A 20,295-nucleotide genomic window follows, 5' to 3' on the forward strand; every position below is an offset into this window, starting at 1 on the left:
TGATGTAAAAAGTTTGAAATAGAGTAATTGAGAGTATAGAAAGACTAAATAGAACGATGAAATGAGATTTTGAGAAGTTGCGAATTAACCAGCTTAATTGCAATCTCAACATGAAGTATATGGTTGGGACAGACGACAAGTGTCTCAACCTATTTATATTTTAAAACTCATATTTTTCTATAGAAGTGTCAATAAAGGAGGATACCGAATTTTATGGAACATCATCCATTTAAAATTGTTTCTGAGTTTACCCCGCAAGGTGACCAACCAGCCGCTATCGAAAAAATTTCAAAGGGTATTAAAGAAGGTAAACGTCACCAAACGTTACTCGGAGCAACAGGTACAGGTAAGACCTTTACGATGAGTAATGTCATTCAACAAGCGGGCAAACCGACATTAGTGTTAGCCCATAACAAGACCTTAGCTGGTCAATTATATAATGAGTTCAAAGAATTTTTCCCGGAAAATAGAGTAGAGTACTTTGTCAGCTTCTATGATTATTATCAACCAGAAGCTTATGTGCCATCTACTGACACATTTATCGAAAAAGATGCGACAATCAATGATGAAATTGACCAATTACGTCACTCAGCAACAAGCTCACTCTTTGAGCGTGACGATGTCATTGTCGTTGCCAGTGTCAGCAGTATCTTCGGTTTAGGGGATCCTTCTGAATATAGCAGTTTAGTAGTTAACGTCCGTCAAGGAATGGAAATGGATCGCAGTCAATTTCTACGTGCATTAGTAGATATTCAATATTCAAGAAACGACATCGACTTTAAACGCGGGACATTCAGAGTTCGCGGTGATGTAGTAGAAGTCTTCCCGGCGTCTCGAGATGAAATGTGTATCCGTGTAGAATTCTTCGGGGATGAAATTGATCGTATCAGCGAAGTAAACTATTTAACAGGTGAAGTATTACGTGAAAGAGAACACTTCTCTATCTTCCCGGCATCCCACTTCGTAACTAGAGATGAAAAATTGGAATTAGCGATTCAACGTATCGAAAAAGAATTAGCAGATCGCTTAAAGTATTTAAGAGAGAATAATAAATTATTAGAAGCGCAACGCTTAGAACAACGTACGAACTATGACCTTGAAATGATGAGAGAGATGGGCTTTTGTTCAGGAATTGAAAACTATTCAGTCCACTTGAGTTTAAGAGATTATGGTTCAACACCGTATACGTTATTAGATTATTTTGGTGATGACTGGTTAATTATGATTGATGAATCTCACGTTACATTACCACAAGTCAGAGGGATGTATAACGGAGATAAGGCACGTAAACAAGTTTTAGTTGACCATGGTTTCAGACTTCCGAGTGCTTTGGATAACCGTCCATTAACATTCGAAGAGTTTGAGAAAAAAGCACATCAATTAGTTTATGTGACTGCGACACCAGGGCCTTATGAGCTAGAACATTCAGATGAAGTTGTTGAGCAAATTATTCGACCAACGGGCTTATTAGACCCTAAAATAGATGTCCGTCCGACGAAGAATCAAATTGATGATTTATTAAGTGAAATTCAAGATAGAATTGATAAAAATGAACGTGTACTCATTACAACGTTAACGAAAAAGATGAGTGAAGATTTAACGACTTATATGAAAGAAGCGGGAATTAAAGTCAATTACCTGCATTCAGAAATAAAAACATTAGAACGAATTGAAATCATTCGTGACTTACGTATGGGTACGTATGATGCGGTTGTCGGTATTAACTTACTAAGAGAAGGTATTGATATCCCAGAAGTTTCTTTAGTTGTAATTTTAGATGCGGATAAAGAAGGTTTCTTACGTTCTAACCGTTCATTAATTCAAACCATCGGCCGTGCTGCGCGTAATGAGCATGGTGAAGTAATCATGTATGCGGATAAGATTACAGATTCTATGCAGTATGCGATTGATGAAACAGAGCGTCGTCGTAAAATTCAACAAGCATACAACGAAGAACATGGTATTACACCGAAAACAATTCGTAAGAAAATCCATGACGTTATTAGTGCGACAGTGGAAACAGATGAAGAAAATGAAAAAGAACAAAAAGTCGTACCTAAGAAATTAACGAAAAAAGAACGTGAAAAAACAATTGAAAATATAGAAAAAGAAATGAAACAAGCAGCGAAAGACTTAGACTTTGAGCGAGCAACAGAGCTAAGAGACATGTTGTTTGAACTGAAAGCAGAAGGGTGAGGTGACATGTGTGAGTAAGAAAGATACATCTATTGTGGTCAAAGGTGCACGTGAAAATAATTTAAAAAGTGTCAATGTGGAATTACCTAAAAATAAATTGATTGTGATGACTGGACTATCAGGTTCAGGTAAGTCATCTTTGGCTTTCGACACGATTTATGCAGAAGGTCAACGTCGTTATGTAGAATCATTAAGTGCTTACGCACGTCAATTCTTAGGACAAATGGATAAGCCGGATGTTGATACGATTGAAGGGTTATCTCCGGCAATTTCGATTGACCAAAAAACGACAAGTAAAAACCCGAGATCTACGGTTGCGACGGTAACAGAAATTTATGATTATATTCGTTTATTATATGCACGTGTCGGAAAAGCATTTTGTCCACATCATGGTATTGAAATTGAATCACAAACAGTACAACAAATGGCTGACCGTATTTTAGAGTTAGAAGAACGTACTAAAATTCAGTTGATGGCACCAATTGTGAATCACCGTAAAGGTTCACATGAAAAACTGCTTCAAGATATCAGTAAAAAAGGTTATGTACGTGTCAGAGTAGATGGTGACATTCATGATATCAATGATGTGCCAGAACTAGATAAGAATAAAAATCATACGATTGAAGTTGTTGTTGACCGTCTTGTGGTGAAAGAAGGTATTGAATCACGTCTGGCTGACTCTATTGAAACAGCGTTAGAACTGGCAGAAGGGAACTTAACAGTCGATGTGATTGGCGGAGAACCTTTAAAATTCTCTGAAAATCATGCTTGTCCGATTTGCGGATTCAGCATTGGTGAGTTAGAACCGCGTATGTTCAGTTTCAACAGCCCATTCGGTGCATGTCCAACTTGTGATGGTTTAGGACAAAAATTAAAAGTAGACGTAGATTTGGTTATTCCAGATCCGAATGTATCGTTACGTGAAGGTGCGATTGTACCTTGGGAACCAAAAAGTTCTGACTTCTATCCGACATTATTAAAACGTGTCGCAGAAGTGTATAAAATTGATATGGACAGACCGTTTAAAAAATTAACTGACCGTCAAAAAGACATTATTTTATACGGTTCAAAAGGTAAAGAGATTACTTTTACTTTCGAACAACGTAATGGTGCATCACGCACAAGAACGATGGAGTTTGAAGGCGTTGTGCCGAACATTGAACGTCGTTATCATGAATCTCCATCAGAATATGTTCGTGAAATGATGCAGAAATATATGACGGAATTACCTTGTGAAACATGTCATGGTAAACGTTTAAGCCAAGAAGCATTATCTGTGTATGTTTCAGGTTTGAATATCGGAGAAGTTGTAGAGTATTCCATTAAAGAAGCATTGCATTTCTTCGAAAATATCGATTTATCTGAACAAGACCGTAAGATTGCAGATTTAATATTGAAAGAAATTATCTCAAGATTGTATTTCTTAAATAACGTTGGTTTAGATTATTTAACGTTAAATCGTTCATCAGGTACATTATCTGGTGGTGAAGCGCAACGTATTCGTTTAGCCACACAAATCGGTTCACGTTTAACGGGTGTATTATATGTGTTAGATGAGCCTTCTATTGGTTTACACCAAAGAGATAATGACCGTTTAATCAACACATTGAAAGAAATGCGTGATCTAGGTAATACGCTGATTGTGGTTGAACATGATGATGATACGATGAGAGAAGCGGATTATCTTGTAGACGTAGGTCCTGGTGCAGGCGATTACGGTGGTGAAATTGTCGCAGCAGGTACACCTAAACAAGTCATGCGTAATTCTAAATCATTAACAGGTCAGTATCTGAGCGGTAAGAAACGTATTGAAGTCCCAGAACACCGCAGACCTGTGACAGACCGTAAACTAAAAGTACGCGGTGCCAGCAGTAACAATTTAAAAGACGTAGATGTAGACTTCCCGCTTTCTACAATGACTGTTGTTACAGGTGTTTCTGGGTCAGGTAAAAGTTCATTAGTGAACGAAGTACTGTATAAAACATTGGCACAAAAATTAAACCGTTCGAAAATCAGACCAGGTAAAGTGGATAAAATTGAAGGTATCGATCAACTTGATAAAGTGATTGATATTGACCAATCCCCAATTGGACGTACACCACGTTCAAACCCAGCAACTTACACAGGCGTTTTTGATGATATTCGTGATGTTTTCGCATCAACAAACGAAGCGAAAATCAGAGGGTATCAAAAAGGACGTTTCAGCTTTAACGTTAAAGGTGGACGTTGTGAAGCATGTAAAGGTGACGGGATTATCAAAATTGAAATGCATTTCTTACCAGATGTGTATGTACCTTGTGAAGTATGTGGCGGTAAACGCTATAACCGTGAAACGTTAGAAGTGACTTATAAAGGTAAAAATATCTCTGAAGTATTAGAAATGACCGCTGAAGATGTGACACATTTCTTTGAAAATATCCCTAAAATCAAACGTAAGCTACAAACATTAGTCGATGTTGGTTTAGGTTACGTGAAGCTCGGCCAACCTGCGACGACATTGTCAGGCGGGGAAGCTCAGCGTGTGAAACTCGCATCAGAACTGCATAAACGTTCAACAGGCCGTTCTATCTATATCTTAGATGAACCAACAACAGGTCTGCATGTGGATGACATTCGTCGTTTATTAAAAGTATTGAATCGTATTGTAGATAACGGAGATACTGTTGTGATAATTGAGCATAACTTGGATGTCATAAAAACAGCAGATTACTTGATTGATTTAGGTCCTGAAGGCGGCGATGGCGGAGGAACAATCGTTGCGACAGGTACACCTGAAGAAATCGCCGCATCTCCAGATTCTTATACAGGCAAATATTTGAAAACAGTATTAGAACGTGATGCAGCACAAACAAGTCAATAACCAGATTAAGACATTTCACTTAAAGCAGTGGAATGTCTTTTTTATGACTTCAAAGAAAAAAGTTTGATTTTTGAACACATATAAGAAATGATAAGATGAATAGAGATAAAACCAATAACGTTTCTGCATTCTTTTTTGATATAATAGAGATGAGCATATAACGAAGAATATTGATTGAGGTGAAAATATGTTAAGTGCTAGAGCTATAGTAAACAGATTCAAGTTAAATTTAGTAGCCGGAGAAGAAGGATTGGATCGTCCGATTCATAATACAGATATTTCACGCCCAGGTTTGGAAATGGCGGGGTACTTTTCGCATTATGCGTCTGACCGTATTCAATTATTAGGGACAACTGAATTATCATTTTATAATTTATTACCAGATAAAGAACGACAAGGCAGATTACGTAAGTTATGCCGTCCTGATACACCGGCAATTATCGTTACACGTGATATTGAGCCGCCAGAAGAATTAGTCAATGCGGCACAAGAGCTCAGTGTACCATTACTCACATCTAAAGATGCGACAACAAGTTTAATGAGCCGATTAACTACATATCTTGAACATGAACTTGCGAAAACAACATCTTTACATGGTGTATTAGTAGACGTATATGGTGTAGGTGTTTTAATTACTGGTGATTCTGGTATCGGTAAAAGTGAAACAGCGTTAGAGTTAGTAAAACGTGGACACCGTCTTGTTGCGGATGATAATGTGGAGATTCGTGAAATCACGAAAGATGAATTGATTGGTAAACCGCCGAAATTAATCGAACATTTATTAGAAATCAGAGGACTTGGGATTATTAACGTAATGACGTTATTTGGTGCAGGTTCGATTTTGACAGAGAAGAAAATCGGTTTGAATATCAATTTGGAAAACTGGGATAAAGATAAGCTATACGACCGTGTAGGTTTGAATGAAGAAACCTTACGTATTTTAGATACTGAAATCACAAAGAAAACAATTCCGGTAAGACCGGGCAGAAATGTGGCAGTTATTATTGAAGTTGCGGCGATGAATTATCGCTTGAACATTATGGGCATCAATACAGCTGAAGAATTTAACGAACGTTTAAATGCCGAAATACTTAGAAAAAATGAACACAAAGAGGAGTAAGCTAGATGTTGTTTAACTTAGGTTATATTGATCCGGTGGCCTTCAGCTTAGGCCCGATTGATGTGCGATGGTATGGGATTATTATTGCCTTCGGGATCTTATTAGGTTATTTTATTGCGCAGGCGACCGCAAAGAAAGTAGGCTATCATCAAGATGCATTGATTGATATTATCTTTTGGAGTGCTATTTTCGGCTTTGTGGCAGCACGGATTTATTTCGTGATTTTCCAATGGCCATACTACGCCGCAAATCCTTCAGAGATACCGATGATATGGCATGGCGGCATCGCCATTCATGGTGGTTTGATTGGTGGATTTATCACAGGCATTATTGTGTGTAAAATGAACAATCATAACCCTTGGCAAATTGGAGATATTGTCGCACCAAGTATTATCTTAGCGCAAGGTATTGGACGTTGGGGGAACTTTATGAACCATGAAGCACATGGGGGACCTGTGTCTCAAAGTTTCCTGGAGAACCTTCATATTCCAAGATTTATTATTGATAATATGTATATTGATGGCCAGTACTATCAACCGACTTTCTTATATGAATCAGTTTGGGATGTGCTTGGCTTTGCGTTATTACTATTTTTACGTAAGCACTTAAGAATTGGTGAAACATTCTTCTTATACTTGATTTGGTATTCAATCGGCAGATTCTTTGTCGAAGGTATGCGTACAGATAGTTTAATGTTGACAAGCAATATCAGAGTGGCACAGGTGATGTCTGTTATCTTGATTATTATTAGTGTCGTTATGATTATCTATCGTCGAATGAAGAAACAACCACCTAAATTTAAAGATGCCAGAAACTTGGCATGGCCGAAATAAGAGGAGATTAAATGAGACGTTATAAAAAAGTAGCGGGCAGTCAATCGAAGATTAATCCGCTTTGGAGAATGTATCATTTTATCACAGTGAAAAAAGCGTTTAGACAAACGATTATGATTGAAATTGCACGGTATATTCCATCGTTGAAATTAAAACGATGGATTTACCGTGCTTGTTTAGGTATGCAGGTTGGAAAGCACACAGCTTTTGCCTATAAAGTGATGCCGGATATCTTATATCCGCATCTAATTCAAGTTGGAGATAATTGTGTGATAGGGTATAATACAACAATATTGACCCATGAATTTTTAGTTTCAGAGTTGAGAGTGGGAAAAGTTGAAATCGGTCATCATACATTAATCGGTGCCAATGTGACAATTTTACCTGGGGTTAAAATTGGTAGTCATGTCAAAATCGGTGCAGGTACGGTAGTTAATAAAGATGTACCAGATGGCGCTTTAGCTTTCGGCAATCCCATGCAGATCAGATTATAAGTGAGAGGAGGGGCAATACAATGACATCAGAACCATCTAAAAAAGTGATTCCAATGACGCAAGATGCATCACTTTTTAAACGACTGGCAGCGTCAAAACTAAAACATAGAGATTATCAAAATGCCGCAGAGTACTATCATAAAGTCCTTGAATTGTCGCCTTCTGACTTTGAAGCGCTTCAAGATTATACAACCGCACTGACTGAAGTGGGGCAAGCTAAGCAAGTTGTTGGACGTTATTATGATTTCATTGCGAAAGGTGAACATGTAGAATCATCCTATTATCAACTCAGTCAAATATATACGAATTTACAAGATCCGAATAAAGCATTTTGTTTCGGGATGAATTATGTGTTGCTGTCAGAGGATGAAGACTATAGAAAAGAACTAGAAGAAACCTTTGAAGTTGTCTATAAGGATGTAGATGTACTTGAAAAAGAGAGCCAAGTATTCGCAGTTCAGATTATTTTTCAATATCTTTTCTCTCAAGGCAAGCTAGAAGAAGCGAAAAAGTTTATTCAACGCCAAGAAATGACAGTACGTACGCATGAAAGTGTACGCAATTTATTAGCAATGATACATCTGTATTTAGGAAACTATGATATCGCACGTAATATGTTGAAACAGCTTTTAAAAGAAAATCAGACGGATGTTTATGCATTATGTCATTATACGTTATTACTTTATAACACAAATGACAAAGCTTATCCGAACTATCTACAATCATTGTCTAAAGTTGTACCAATGAATGATGAAGAAAGTTTCAAACTTGGTATTGTCCTCAGCTATCTACAAAAGTTCAGTGCTTCGCAAAAATTATTGTATCCTTTGTTTAAAAAAGGTAAATTCATTTCCATGCAAATGTTTCATGCGTTAAGCGTCAACTTTTATCACCTGGGAAATAAAGAGCAAAGTAAGGTGTTTTGGGAAAAGCTTGAAGCAATGACAGATACACCTCCAGGACCGCCACCTTGGTTGATTTCTGAGAAAAATCTCTATTTCCATTCGCATATTGCGCCGCTATTGATAAGTGAAGACAGCCATGAACGTATTTATGGGATTTTCTTATTAGAACAGATGAATGGCAGAGAACTATTAATTACAGAAGAAATTTGGAATGTATTAGAAACGATGAATGAATACGAAAAACTATATCTGACATATTTGATAAAAGGATTGAAATTAGTCAAATTAGATTTCATTCATCGAGGCATGTTAACCTTGTATGAGAAAGAGGCTTTAAGAGAATATCAATCTTTATTTGTACATTGGATTGATCGAGCTGAAGGAATCATTGCACAAGAATATGATTTGGAAGAAGTAGAAGGGTATGTGGCAGCGTGTGTATATCTCTTCTTTAAAACACGACCCGATGCTTATACGAAAAAAGCTATTACAGAATGGTTCGGTATATCTATGTACCGTTTGAATAAATCAATTGAAATTCTACTAGAAGTTTAAAAGTTGTGTATGTAAAATAGTACAATTCACAATTTGAGCATAAAAGTATATTTCAAGAAAGCTCTATCTTATAATGAGTGTGATTAAATACTAGGAGGCAAGAAGAATGACTAAACAACAACCTGATTATGATGTTGTAATTATCGGCGCAGGCCCAGCAGGTATGACTGCAGCCGTATATGCTTCTCGCGCGGACTTAAAAACTGTAATGATCGAACGTGGTGTGCCAGGCGGACAAATGGCAAACACTGAAGATGTTGAAAACTTCCCAGGATTCGAATCAATTTCTGGTCCTGACTTATCAACAAAAATGTTTGATCATGCGCAAAAATTCGGCGCTGTTTATCAGTACGGCGATATTAAAGCGATTGAAGATAAAGGCGATATTAAAGAAGTCTTTTATGGAGATAAATCTGTTACTGCATATGCGGTGATTATCGCAACAGGTGCAGAATACAAAAAAATCGGTGTGCCAGGTGAAGAAGAACTTGGCGGCCGCGGTGTAAGTTACTGTGCAGTATGTGACGGTGCATTCTTCAAAGGCAAAAACTTATACGTTATCGGCGGTGGAGACTCTGCAGTAGAAGAAGGTAACTTCTTAACTAAATTTGCGGACAGTGTTACTGTCGTTCACCGTAGAGATAAATTACGTGCACAAAAAATCTTACAAGATCGTGCATTCAAAAACGAAAAAATGCACTTTATCTGGAATCACACATTAGCATCTATTAATGAAAAAGATGGTAAAGTCGGCTCAGTTACTTTACAATCTACAGTAGATGGTAAAGAAGAAACATTAGACGCTGATGGTGTATTCGTTTATATCGGTATGAAACCTTTAACTGCACCGATTGTTGATTTAGGTATCACAAACGAAGCAGGTTACATCGTAACAAACGAAGAAATGGAAACAAAAGTTCCTGGTATCTTCGCAGCAGGCGATGTGCGTGAAAAAGGTTTACGACAAATCGTTACAGCTACTGGAGACGGTAGTATCGCAGCTCAAAATGCGCAAGGCTATATCGAAGAATTGAAAGATAAACTAGAAGCAGAAGAAGCATAATAAAAAACGAAGAAGGTTTGAGTAGTGCATGAAGCGGTTTAAACCATGCATCTATTCAAACCTTTTTACATATTCCATAGTAATCATGTTCAAGTTAGAATGTAATATGATACTATGATAAAGATAAGGATATTATGAGCGAATTAATTACAGGATGGTGTCGTTATGCAACATGAAGAAAATGAAGTCGTAAATAAGAGTGAATTATTAGTGGTTACTGGTATGTCGGGGGCTGGGAAGTCTGTAGTTTTACAGAGTTTAGAAGATTTAGGGTACTTTTGTGTAGACAATTTACCACCGATTTTACTGCCGAAATTTGTGGAGTTGATGGAGCAAGGCACACCATCTTTACAAAAAGTAGCAATTGCGATTGATTTACGCGGTCGCGAATTTTTCAAATCCTTAGTAAAAGAAGTAGATTTTTTACGCAGCAAGAATCGCATTATAGTAGACGTGATGTTTGTCGAGGCAAGTGAAGCAAAATTAATTTCAAGATATAAAGAAACACGCCGTGCACACCCATTAAGTGATAACGGTCAAAATTCATTGATTAATTCTATTAGAGAAGAACGTCAATCATTATCTGAAATCCGTAGTTTTGCGAACTTTGTCATAGATACAACAGACTTAAATCCAAAAGAATTACGTGCAAAAATAAACAAATTGTTTAATAGAGATGATATCGAAACATTTAGTATTAGTGTAACGAGCTTTGGCTTCAAACATGGCATCCAACAAGATGCAGATTTAGTCTTTGATGTGAGATTCTTACCGAATCCATTTTATGTAAAAGAGTTACGTCCTTTAACCGGTAATGATGACGCTGTATATCAATATGTCATGAAATGGCAAGAAACAGCCATCTTTTATGATAAGTTATTAGACTTATTGAAATTTATGATTCCGGGCTATAAAAAAGAAGGCAAGACACAATTAGTGATTGCGATCGGATGTACAGGCGGACAGCATCGTTCTGTTGCCTTAGCGAAACGATTAGCCGAAGACTTGAATGATAGTTACGACTATAATGTTTACGTTCATCATAGAGATGCACATATCGAAAGTGGCGAGAGAAATGAAAAAGCTTAAAATCGTATTAATCGGGGGCGGTACAGGTTTATCTGTATTGGCTCGTGGTTTAAAAGATTATCCTATCGATATTACCGCAATTGTGACGGTAGCAGACGATGGGGGAAGTACAGGTAAAATCAGAAGTGAAATGGACATTCCCGCTCCTGGGGACATCCGTAACGTTATTGCGGCCTTAAGTGATACAGAACCGACTTTAAAGGAGCTGTTTCAGTACCGCTTCAAAGAGAATCAAGTGGAAGGTCATTCAGTAGGGAACCTATTGATTGCGGCACTGACAAATATTATGGATGACTTTGGTCATGCGGTTAAAGAATTAAGTAAAATTTTAAATATCAAAGGACGCGTGATTCCTTCAACGAATTCTAGTATTCGTTTAAATGCGGAGATGGAAGATGGAGAAATCGTGTATGGTGAGTCTAATATACCGAAGCGTCAAAAAACAATTAAGCGTGTCTTTATAGAGCCTGCAGATGTGCAGCCGATGGAAGAAGCGGTAGAGGCATTAGAAGATGCAGACTTAATCGTATTAGGCCCTGGTTCATTGTATACGAGCGTAATTTCCAATTTATGTGTGCCAGGTATCGGTGAAGCGATTGTGGATAGTGCGGCACCTAAAGTTTATGTTTCAAACGTGATGACGCAACATGGCGAAACAGATCATTTTGATGTGATGGATCATATTCAAGCAATGCATAATCACATGAAAACAAATTTTATTGATTATGTGATTTGTTGTGAGAATCATCAGTACAGTAAAGACATTTTAGAAAATTACCATAAAGAACAGGCAGAACCTGTGACTTATCATAAAGAATCGATTGAAGCGGCAGGTATTGAACCCATTACTGCACAAGATTTAGTCCATGTTTCTTCGAAAAATCGTGTGCGCCATAATACAACACGCTTAGCACGCATGATTTATGAATTGGCACTTGATTTAACAAGCACAATCCAATTTAATCCGAAAAATAGAAAATTTTAAAGAAGGGAATGGCGCGGCATGAGCTTTGCATCAGACATGAAAAATGAATTGACAAGAATCGATGTCGATGATAAAAACGCGCGAGCGGAACTTAGCGCATTGATACGGATGAATGGTGCACTCAGTTTGTCGAATCAGCAATTTGTCATCAATGTACAAACTGAAAATGCGACAACAGCCAGACGTATATACTCTCTGATTAAGAAAGTATTCAATATTGAAGTTGAAATTCTTGTTCGAAAGAAAATGAAGCTGAAGAAGAACAACATTTATATCTGCAGAACGAAAATGAAGTCTCGTGAAATCTTACATGAACTTGGTATCTTAAAAGACGGTGTGTTTACACACGCTATTGATTTAGATTTGATTCGTGACGATGAAATGAGACGAAGTTATTTACGCGGTGCATTCTTAGCTGGCGGTTCTGTGAATAATCCAGAAACATCTTCTTATCATTTAGAGATATTTTCTTTATACGAAAGTCATTCAGAAGGCTTAACTGCTTTAATGAATGAATATGAATTGAATGCGAAACATTTAGAACGTAAAAAAGGAAATATCGTTTATTTGAAAGAAGCGGAGAAAATCTCTGATTTCTTGAGTTTAATCGGAGGTTATCAAGCGATGTTGAAATTTGAAGATGTGCGTATTGTCAGAGATATGCGTAATTCAGTAAATCGCTTAGTAAACTGTGAAACAGCTAATTTAAACAAAACAGTTAGTGCAGCGATGAAACAAGTTGAAAGTATTCAGTTGATTGATCAAGAAATCGGCATTGAAAACTTACCAGACCGTTTAAGAGAAATTGCGAAATTGCGTGTGGAAAATCAAGATGTCTCTCTAAAAGAATTAGGAGAAATGGTTTCTACAGGCACAATTTCGAAATCAGGTGTTAATCATCGTTTACGTAAGTTGAATGAGTTAGCAGATAAGATTAGAAGCGGTGAACATATTGAAATGTGATAAAGAAAAGCAGTCACTCATTTGAAAATTGAAATGAGTGACTGCTTTTTATCGTTATTGATCTACGACTGATTTTTTCGGAATTCCTAAAGCTATAATAAAGCCGATGAAATTCACGATTGATAATACAATGAACATCATTTTAAATGACTGCATATTGTTTAACAACTGCATAGACAATACAGGTGCAATCGCTGTACCGATAAATAACATAAAGGTATTGATAGATAAGAAGAAGCCTTTATCTTTAGTAGTCAGTAGACCGATTTGTGATATCACAGAAGGAATCACAAAAGAGATACCTGCGATAAAGATAACACTGAACAATGTGATGATAATGAGATTGTGTGTCACGCCCATCAGTATCAATGAGATACCTGCAGTGATTAATGAGATTAGAATAATACGTTTTACACCGATGAAATCACTTATGCGACCTGCAGATAACGCTAATAACATACCAATTAAACCAAATAGCTTCACTGATGATATTGTCGTTAAATCAGCGTTGATTGGGTCAGATGTCAAATATTCATTTAGCAGAGCATACATAGAAACAAATGACGTTAAGATAGTTAATGAAACAAAGAAACATAATACAATGCCTTTATTATCAAAAATATGTCTCATGTTTTTAAAGAACACTGAGAATTTTGTATCAGGCATATGATAAGGACTTTTCGGAATAGCTCGGTAAATCCAAACAATCAGCAATAAGTAAACAACAGTCAATACGAAGTAAACGATACGCCAACTCATATGTGCGGCGATAATATCACTTAAGTTTTGACCGATAACACCAGATAACATGAAGCTGGTACTAATAAAACTGATTGCGGTAACACGTTTATGAATAGGGAACACTTCTGTCACATATGTTAATGACACAGGTGAGAAGCTTGCGGTAGCTATTCCTTGTAAAACACGTACAATCAGTAATAGCGCAAAGTTATGAATAAAGCCGATCGCAAAAGTTGTAAGTGTGAGCATAGCCAAGCCGATTAATATGACCTTCTTCTTACCAAACTTGTCGGCAATGATTCCATAAAACATACAGCTGACTGAATAAGAAACTGAGAATACCACACCGATTAATGTTGTGGCACCTTCGCTTAAATGTAATTCTTTCCCCATAATCGGCATTAAAGGAATGGCAGAGTAAAGACTGCACATAACCGCAATACCTGAAATAAAGAATACAGTCGTAATTAAATTATAATTGAGCGACGGTTGTTTCAAATATATCCTCCCTTTCTATGATGAATTGTTTAATAAAGATTATATTGATGAACCTTAATATAAGTGTATCGCATATATGTTGTGGAAGTGTGAAGATTGAAACAATGCTTGTTTCAAATTAAAAATGCATGATTCATTTTAACACAAACAAATTATAATGAAATAGATAGAAATATTATTGAAATATTGTGACAATAAGCTTTGGTCAAATAAAAATACCTTTCTCGTAAAATGAGAAAGGCATTTCAATCAATATTAAGATGTTGCGGGTTGTTGTGTATGTTTCTTATTGCGCATAAAATCTATCGCAATACCAATTGCAGTTAAGATAATAAATGGTAGTAACCAAGCCAATCCTAAATCAGATAATGGCAAGAATTGATAGACTGCATTTAGTGGTTTGATCAGTTTAAATGTGTTGAAGATTTCAAGTACTGAAATAATTAATGTTGAAATCGTCGGTAAAATATAAGCGATTTTTAATTTTGTCGGAATCGCAATTGCGACAAATGAAATCAGTACCAACACAATAGAAATCGGATAAATAAATGTCAGTAATGGAACTGCGATTTGTAAAATCATGTTGAGCCCTAAGATTGAAATTAAGAATCCGACTACTGAGAATGACAGTACATAAGTCTTGTATGAAATTTGTGGGAACTTCTTCAATCCGAATGCAGAACTTGCGTTCACCAAGCCGATACAAGTTGTTAAACAAGCTAAAATTACAATCATACCGAATAAAATATTTCCGAATGATCCGAATAATCGTACTGAATTATATGTTAGAATGCTTGCGCCATTATCAAAGCCTGGTTTGCTTGTCGTGATACCTAAGTATGCTAATGAGAAGTAAATCACTGTTAATAATAACGCTGAAATCAGACCTGATAAGATAACGTTTCTCACTATCTTTTTGCTGTCTGAAATACCTGCGAGTTTAAAGCTTTGTACGATAACGACTGAGAAGGCTAAAGCAGCTACTAAGTCCATTGTGTAGTAACCTTCTAAGATTCCTGAAATGAAAGGTGTTTCCGCATATTTATCATGTGGTTGTCCGACTTTTCCTTCAGGATTAATAATCGCTGCGATACATAAAGCACCAATAATCAATAATAGGGCAGGTGTTAAGATTTTCCCTAAGTTATCGACAATTTTTGTCGGGTATAAAGCGATTAACCCTACAACAATAAAGAATACAAGGGAGAAACCTACCAATGTCCATGTGTTGTGAATAGGCAGAATTGATTTTGCGCCGATTTCATAAGCCACGTTCGCAGCACGTGGAATCCCGTATAGTGCCCCGATAGATAAATAAATACAAACTGCAAAAATAAACCCGAATTTAGGATGGACGCGGTCCCCGATAAACTCCACGCCACCATCATAATAGGCAATGACAATGACTGTGATGTAAGGTAATAAAATACCTGTAATCGCAAAACCTGTCATACCTGTCCACATATTGCTTTGCGCGGTATATCCGAGCATAGGTGGAAAAATCAAGTTGCCTGCTCCGAAGAATAACGAGAAGAGCATTAAACCTGATATTAGAATTACTTTTTTCATAATAACCTCCTGGTGTTGAAAACTTCTCTCTATTTACAAAAATTTCTGACAATTTATGTAGATGAATTTCTTTCAAACAAATAAACTTTAACACATTTCTAAATATTAAAAAAGCATATATTCAGATATTTTAGATGAAATGAAAGAAATTAATTGGAAATATCGTGTTAAGGGGAAAAGAGTAACTAAAAAATTGTAGAATTGATAATTTATTGCATGATTAATAAACTGGAGTTGGAGTGTAAAACCTATATATTGAAGAAGAAGTGAGCCTAGTTTATTATTAGTGTAATGGATTACTACTTTGCTTTTAAGAGACTTCATTTCTTTTGAGGTTCATATTAGGAAGTTGAATTTAATTTCAAAAATGATGTAGTTCTTGCAAAGCTTGTACAAGCAACCAATGGTATTGTTGAAAAGTTAATGTTGAATTTAAAAAACTAATCATAAGAACAGGCTTTTGTATTTCATGGATTTGATTAAACTTTATTATGAAAGAAGTGAGTTATATGGCTACTAAAAGTTTTACAACTGAATATAAATTTACAGCTAAGTCAGTAGCCAATTTACTAAAAGCTATTGAACAACTTAAGTAATACTATTTGTTAATTTTTTCAAATTATATACATAAAAATAATTATTTGAATATTTTAACTTACGCCGCTATTAGCGGTGTTTTTTATTAAAAGCTATTTTGATTTTTTAACAACTGCCCGATGACTTAAATAGCAAAATAAAAGAAACGCTGATACATCAACGTTTCAAAGGTTTCAAGTTAATTAATATTAACTACATAACCCCCTCGGAGGGAGAATATAGGATATTATTCGGTTTCTCTCATTATCAAAATGCCTTTATAACAAGGTTTTTAGTTATATCAATATCATTCGTTTATATCGAATATCAAATCATTTTCCCTAATTTTTCCTTATTATAAATCATCCATAAATTCTATCAAATTTTCTTCTTCGCGCTGGTATGTCTCTTCTAATAAGTGCAGATATACCGATTGTGTGACTAATGTAGAAGAATGTCCTAGTCGTTTCGATATATATTGAATACTGTATCCATTATGGATTAACACAGAAACGTGCGTATGTCGTAATGCATGTGTGGTAATACTTTTGATACCTAATTTCTTGCATGCACTATTTAAAGCTTTATTAACAGATGCATTGGTAATAATAGAACCATTTACTGTAAATACATAACCGTTAATGTCGGCTGGACTTTCTTTAATAAATTTTCTGACCTTGTTTAAAGTTTTTGTGTCAATGCTAACAGTACGATCTGATGTCGTTGTTTTTGTACCCGGTAAATGCACCTTATTATCTCCTACATAAAAATCTTCGCGTTTCATATTAACTACTTCAGAAAATCTAGCACCTGTTACAAGCTGCATAAGCAAAACCAATGATGAAACAGTGTCTTTTTGTTCCAGATGATGTTTCAACTTTTTGTATTCAGTATAGCTTATATATTTTAACTCTTCACTTTTACTCGGATTAGCCCCACTTAATTGTGCTTTGAATGTAGGATTACGCAATACTAAACCTTCGTGAATCGCTTGGTGGAAACAATTACGAACGGAGCTGTTTAATTTTCTTACACTATCTATATTGTGATTGCTACCATAATGATTTATGAATCGCTGGTAGTCTGATGGTTTTATATCTTTTAGAAATGTATTTTTAAAATGCTTTTTAATATGATTATGCATTGACACATAGCGTGTTAAAGTTTTAGCTGAAACATGAGGCTTCTTATTAACTTCATACCATTGTTTGAAGTAGTCTGCAAAGATCACATCATTATTGATATTGTATCCGCGCTTTAAGTTATATTCCATATCAGTAGCATGTACCTTTGCTTCTTGTTTCGTACGGAATCCGCCTTTCTGATACTTTTTATATTTACCATCATCATCTTTGTATGAGATGATGTAGCGCCATGTTTTACCATTCTTTTGTTTTTCGAATGAAGCCATTTAATCACCTACTTAATATTCAAGTATTGTTTTAGGAAGTCATCAAATTCATTAATAATATCTTCGTATGCTTCTTTGCTACCACTCATTTTATGCTGGCGTAACATTTGCAGTAAAGCAGAAATAAAAATAATATTGTTCTTTCTTTTTACTTCATCTGTACTTTTTTCATTGTCTTTATTAGTTTCAAGTTCCATAAAATTATATACATTTCTCAAAAAATTGACTTGAGATGTATTTAAATCTTTTTTCAATAAATTTATATAATTTTCCTTAACCTTTAATTCGGTTTTATCAAAAGTGTTTTTCAATACTTCCAAGAATTTTTGATTTTGAATCTCTTTTTGTTCTTTGGGTAGATCATTAATTGATACAAATATGTTTGCTAATTCAACTAATTCTTCAAAACTGTAATCATAGTAGAGAGAAATCTTATTAATTACTTCAATTGTTGGTTTCCTTTCTTTACCAGTTCTAGGGTCAACACCTTTTTCTAAACTGTCTAAGTAAGTATGACTAATACCAATATTTTGAGATGCTTCTCTAATGGACTGTTTTCCTCTTAACTCTTTTATTTTTCTTCCGAATTTATTCATTTTTTTACCTCCTTAAAAGTTTTTACTAGTTTATTGTAATTCATAGTTGACACCGAAAGCAACATATACTATATTATTAGCAGGAGGTGTAAACCGTGGTTAACAAAATCAAGAAAATAAGATTATCAAAAGGGATAACTATTACACAATTAAGTAAGAAAACTGGTTTAAGTAGAAATGCAATATATAAGCTAGAAGATGGCAATACTAATCCAAGTTTAGAAACTATAAAAAAAATTTCTTATGGTTTAGAAGAAATGCCATCAAAAATTTTTAACCTAAATGTTATTCAAGAATTACAAAAGGAGGCATAACCAATGATTAAACAACTATTCAATAATAAAGAAATACGATTTATTGAAAAAGACGGTGAATATTTGGCAGTAGCTGGAGATGTAGCGAAGGTATTAGGTTTTAGAGATAGTTACACAGCAATTAGAGTACTGCCTAATCATGTAAAGGATACACACAAAGTGCGTACCCTTGGTGGAGAACAATGTATGTCGGTTATTAACGAAAAAGGTATTTATCGTCTTGTAATGAGATCTAACAAAACTGAAGCTGAAAATTTCCAAGACTGGATTTGTGATGTGCTGGTTGAATTACGACAATCTACAGGACTTAAAGAATATGAAGTATTTCGCATGTTGGACAAAGAAAAGCAAAAAGAAGCGATGGATAATTTAAAGAATGGTATTGAAGTCATTTCTAGAAAAGATTATTGCAAAGCTCAAACAATTAGTAACAAAGCAGTTTCAAATGTGTTCGGCTTTCCTAAGATGGTTCAAAAGGAAGGAATGACAAAAGACATGCTGGAGTTAAGACAACAAGTATTAAATGACACAGTAGAATTCATGGTGTTTGTTGATAAATATAATCTTCCTTTATCAGTTAGCAAACACATTTACGACAAATACAATGATAAACAACAAATGGCATAAGGAGGTGACAAATATGCTGCAAGAAACAGATTACACAATCACACTACTTGAACATAAGACACTGTGGACGATGTACGATCTAATGGCGCATACGAACAAAAGCAGAAATACATTATTAAAAAAGTTGTTGTTGAACCCAAAACACCAATCGAAAATCGCAGAATTCACGCATGCACCAGCACATAAAAATGACCATTGGTCTTTTGTCGCTAAGTATATGAAGCAATACATCGAAGAAAATCACAATCGAATATTTTAGAAAGCAGGTAACTGACATGAAACAACAAGTGATTATTACGAAGTCGACTATTGGTTGGTTCAACATCAAAGATACTAATCACAATCTATTACTCAACATTGCACCAGACGTATTTAAAGAACATTTCCCAGACGTTAGCGAAGATATTTGTATCGCGTGCATGCAATTGGATATTGGCAGAATTTTAGAACTGAAAAATAAGAAAAAGGTAGGTAACCAAAGTGAAAATTAAGCAAAGATATTATTTGTCGAAAGTAGTTAAAGTGTTAGAGAAAGTATTAGATGAGAAGGATAAAGATGTGTTCTTATCAGCGAAAGATAGATTTCATTCATTCACTAATCATCGCTATAGTGATACAGCATTTTACGAACACATTCTGAAATTGGTTCATAAAGAGTTGTTCAACATTCTTGCAGAGTTGGATTTTGAAGATGAGGCATTTCCAATCATTGATGAAGTAACTATGACATTAAGCGACGTTATGAACGAAGATAAAGAAATTTACCACTATACCGTCAAAGACAGTACAGGAGAACATGAACATACAACAGATCGTGAAGGTCGTGTAATTGGAATTTTAGAGTGGGCATTAGATTATATCGTTGGAAATATCGAAGTGGAGGACATTTAAATGAATTGG

19 protein-coding genes are annotated in these 20,295 nt (G+C 35.4%); 15 read left to right on the forward strand and 4 right to left on the reverse strand.

Annotated features, from left to right (window positions below):
* Nucleotides 1-213 precede the first annotated feature (213 nt).
* The 10 genes from uvrB to whiA all read left to right on the forward strand — a co-directional run bounded on the left by uvrB (nt 214) and on the right by whiA (nt 13,063).
* A complete protein-coding gene (gene uvrB / locus HMPREF2846_RS05345) occupies nt 214-2,196 on the forward strand; it encodes an excinuclease ABC subunit UvrB (protein ID WP_002481549.1) in 1,983 nt (660 codons plus the stop codon).
* Nucleotides 2,197-2,206: 10 nt separating this feature from the next.
* On the forward strand, nt 2,207-5,056 hold the full coding sequence (gene uvrA, locus HMPREF2846_RS05350; protein WP_070626028.1) for an excinuclease ABC subunit UvrA: 2,850 nt from the start codon (nt 2,207-2,209) through the stop codon (nt 5,054-5,056).
* A 187-nt stretch (nt 5,057-5,243) separates the two neighbouring features.
* Entirely contained in the window at nt 5,244-6,176 is a 933-nt protein-coding gene (hprK, locus tag HMPREF2846_RS05355; protein WP_002481551.1) for an HPr(Ser) kinase/phosphatase, read from the forward strand.
* A 5-nt stretch (nt 6,177-6,181) separates the two neighbouring features.
* Entirely contained in the window at nt 6,182-7,009 is an 828-nt protein-coding gene (lgt, locus tag HMPREF2846_RS05360) for a prolipoprotein diacylglyceryl transferase (protein ID WP_023015369.1), read from the forward strand.
* 11 nt (nt 7,010-7,020) lie between these two features.
* Nucleotides 7,021-7,503, forward strand: coding sequence for an acyltransferase (locus tag HMPREF2846_RS05365; RefSeq protein WP_060804134.1), 483 nt, complete (start codon nt 7,021-7,023; stop codon nt 7,501-7,503).
* Between the two features lie 20 nt (nt 7,504-7,523).
* On the forward strand, nt 7,524-8,963 hold the full coding sequence (locus HMPREF2846_RS05370; protein WP_070626010.1) for a tetratricopeptide repeat protein: 1,440 nt from the start codon (nt 7,524-7,526) through the stop codon (nt 8,961-8,963).
* A 106-nt stretch (nt 8,964-9,069) separates the two neighbouring features.
* The gene (trxB, locus tag HMPREF2846_RS05375) at nt 9,070-10,026 is read left to right on the forward strand and encodes a thioredoxin-disulfide reductase (RefSeq protein ID WP_023015366.1); all 957 of its coding nucleotides are present in this window, start codon (nt 9,070-9,072) and stop codon (nt 10,024-10,026) included.
* Between the two features lie 165 nt (nt 10,027-10,191).
* Nucleotides 10,192-11,115 carry an RNase adapter RapZ gene (rapZ, locus tag HMPREF2846_RS05380; protein ID WP_002481556.1) on the forward strand — a complete coding sequence of 308 codons (924 nt, stop codon included), beginning with the start codon at nt 10,192-10,194 and terminating at the stop codon, nt 11,113-11,115.
* Nucleotides 11,102-12,100, forward strand: a complete 999-nt coding sequence (gene yvcK, locus HMPREF2846_RS05385; protein ID WP_002481557.1) for a gluconeogenesis factor YvcK family protein — start codon at nt 11,102-11,104, stop codon at nt 12,098-12,100. Before rapZ ends, yvcK begins: the two co-directional genes overlap by 14 nt.
* 18 nt (nt 12,101-12,118) lie before the next feature.
* Entirely contained in the window at nt 12,119-13,063 is a 945-nt protein-coding gene (whiA, locus tag HMPREF2846_RS05390) for a DNA-binding protein WhiA (RefSeq protein ID WP_002481558.1), read from the forward strand.
* A gap of 54 nt (nt 13,064-13,117) precedes the next feature.
* Here whiA and HMPREF2846_RS05395 read toward each other — a convergent pair whose 3' ends face one another.
* From HMPREF2846_RS05395 to HMPREF2846_RS14680, 4 genes are all read right to left on the reverse strand, one after another.
* Complete coding sequence (locus tag HMPREF2846_RS05395; protein ID WP_002481559.1) at nt 13,118-14,302, reverse strand: MFS transporter; 1,185 nt, start codon at nt 14,300-14,302, stop codon at nt 13,118-13,120.
* 255 nt (nt 14,303-14,557) lie between these two features.
* Nucleotides 14,558-15,871, reverse strand: a complete 1,314-nt coding sequence (gene brnQ / locus HMPREF2846_RS05400) for a branched-chain amino acid transport system II carrier protein (RefSeq protein WP_002481560.1) — start codon at nt 15,869-15,871, stop codon at nt 14,558-14,560.
* Nucleotides 15,872-16,802: 931 nt separating this feature from the next.
* Nucleotides 16,803-17,858 carry a site-specific integrase gene (locus HMPREF2846_RS05405; RefSeq protein ID WP_070626012.1) on the reverse strand — a complete coding sequence of 352 codons (1,056 nt, stop codon included), beginning with the start codon at nt 17,856-17,858 and terminating at the stop codon, nt 16,803-16,805.
* A gap of 8 nt (nt 17,859-17,866) precedes the next feature.
* On the reverse strand, nt 17,867-18,454 hold the full coding sequence (locus HMPREF2846_RS14680) for a helix-turn-helix domain-containing protein (protein ID WP_070626014.1): 588 nt from the start codon (nt 18,452-18,454) through the stop codon (nt 17,867-17,869).
* A gap of 95 nt (nt 18,455-18,549) precedes the next feature.
* Here HMPREF2846_RS14680 and HMPREF2846_RS05415 point away from each other — a divergent pair, with 95 nt between their 5' ends.
* Genes HMPREF2846_RS05415 through HMPREF2846_RS05435 form a run of 5 tightly spaced genes read left to right on the forward strand, consistent with a single transcriptional unit; the run spans nt 18,550 to nt 20,286 of the window.
* The gene (locus HMPREF2846_RS05415; RefSeq protein ID WP_070626016.1) at nt 18,550-18,768 is read left to right on the forward strand and encodes a helix-turn-helix transcriptional regulator; all 219 of its coding nucleotides are present in this window, start codon (nt 18,550-18,552) and stop codon (nt 18,766-18,768) included.
* 3 nt (nt 18,769-18,771) lie between these two features.
* Nucleotides 18,772-19,395 (forward strand): BRO-N domain-containing protein, encoded by a 624-nt coding sequence (locus tag HMPREF2846_RS05420; protein ID WP_070626018.1) that lies wholly within the window; start codon nt 18,772-18,774, stop codon nt 19,393-19,395.
* A gap of 13 nt (nt 19,396-19,408) precedes the next feature.
* Entirely contained in the window at nt 19,409-19,654 is a 246-nt protein-coding gene (locus HMPREF2846_RS05425) for a DUF771 domain-containing protein (RefSeq protein WP_070626020.1), read from the forward strand.
* Nucleotides 19,655-19,670: 16 nt separating this feature from the next.
* Entirely contained in the window at nt 19,671-19,886 is a 216-nt protein-coding gene (locus HMPREF2846_RS05430) for a pathogenicity island protein (RefSeq protein ID WP_070626022.1), read from the forward strand.
* On the forward strand, nt 19,876-20,286 hold the full coding sequence (locus HMPREF2846_RS05435; protein ID WP_070626023.1) for a pathogenicity island protein: 411 nt from the start codon (nt 19,876-19,878) through the stop codon (nt 20,284-20,286). Before HMPREF2846_RS05430 ends, HMPREF2846_RS05435 begins: the two co-directional genes overlap by 11 nt.
* Nucleotides 20,287-20,295 lie beyond the last annotated feature (9 nt).

This window comes from Staphylococcus sp. HMSC056G08 (assembly GCF_001812305.1).
Taxonomy (GTDB): domain Bacteria; phylum Bacillota; class Bacilli; order Staphylococcales; family Staphylococcaceae; genus Staphylococcus; species Staphylococcus simulans.

Coding starts and splice junctions, on each gene's coding strand:
- uvrB (WP_002481549.1), top strand. CDS start 214: ATGGAACATCATCCATTTAAAATTGTTTCTGAGTTTACCCCGCAAGGT.
- hprK (WP_002481551.1), top strand. CDS start 5,244: ATGTTAAGTGCTAGAGCTATAGTAAACAGATTCAAGTTAAATTTAGTA.
- lgt (WP_023015369.1), top strand. CDS start 6,182: ATGTTGTTTAACTTAGGTTATATTGATCCGGTGGCCTTCAGCTTAGGC.
- HMPREF2846_RS05365 (WP_060804134.1), top strand. CDS start 7,021: ATGAGACGTTATAAAAAAGTAGCGGGCAGTCAATCGAAGATTAATCCG.
- HMPREF2846_RS05370 (WP_070626010.1), top strand. CDS start 7,524: ATGACATCAGAACCATCTAAAAAAGTGATTCCAATGACGCAAGATGCA.
- trxB (WP_023015366.1), top strand. CDS start 9,070: ATGACTAAACAACAACCTGATTATGATGTTGTAATTATCGGCGCAGGC.
- rapZ (WP_002481556.1), top strand. CDS start 10,192: ATGCAACATGAAGAAAATGAAGTCGTAAATAAGAGTGAATTATTAGTG.
- yvcK (WP_002481557.1), top strand. CDS start 11,102: ATGAAAAAGCTTAAAATCGTATTAATCGGGGGCGGTACAGGTTTATCT.
- whiA (WP_002481558.1), top strand. CDS start 12,119: ATGAGCTTTGCATCAGACATGAAAAATGAATTGACAAGAATCGATGTC.
- brnQ (WP_002481560.1), bottom strand. CDS start 15,871: ATGAAAAAAGTAATTCTAATATCAGGTTTAATGCTCTTCTCGTTATTC.
- HMPREF2846_RS05405 (WP_070626012.1), bottom strand. CDS start 17,858: ATGGCTTCATTCGAAAAACAAAAGAATGGTAAAACATGGCGCTACATC.
- HMPREF2846_RS14680 (WP_070626014.1), bottom strand. CDS start 18,454: ATGAATAAATTCGGAAGAAAAATAAAAGAGTTAAGAGGAAAACAGTCC.
- HMPREF2846_RS05420 (WP_070626018.1), top strand. CDS start 18,772: ATGATTAAACAACTATTCAATAATAAAGAAATACGATTTATTGAAAAA.
- HMPREF2846_RS05425 (WP_070626020.1), top strand. CDS start 19,409: ATGCTGCAAGAAACAGATTACACAATCACACTACTTGAACATAAGACA.
- HMPREF2846_RS05430 (WP_070626022.1), top strand. CDS start 19,671: ATGAAACAACAAGTGATTATTACGAAGTCGACTATTGGTTGGTTCAAC.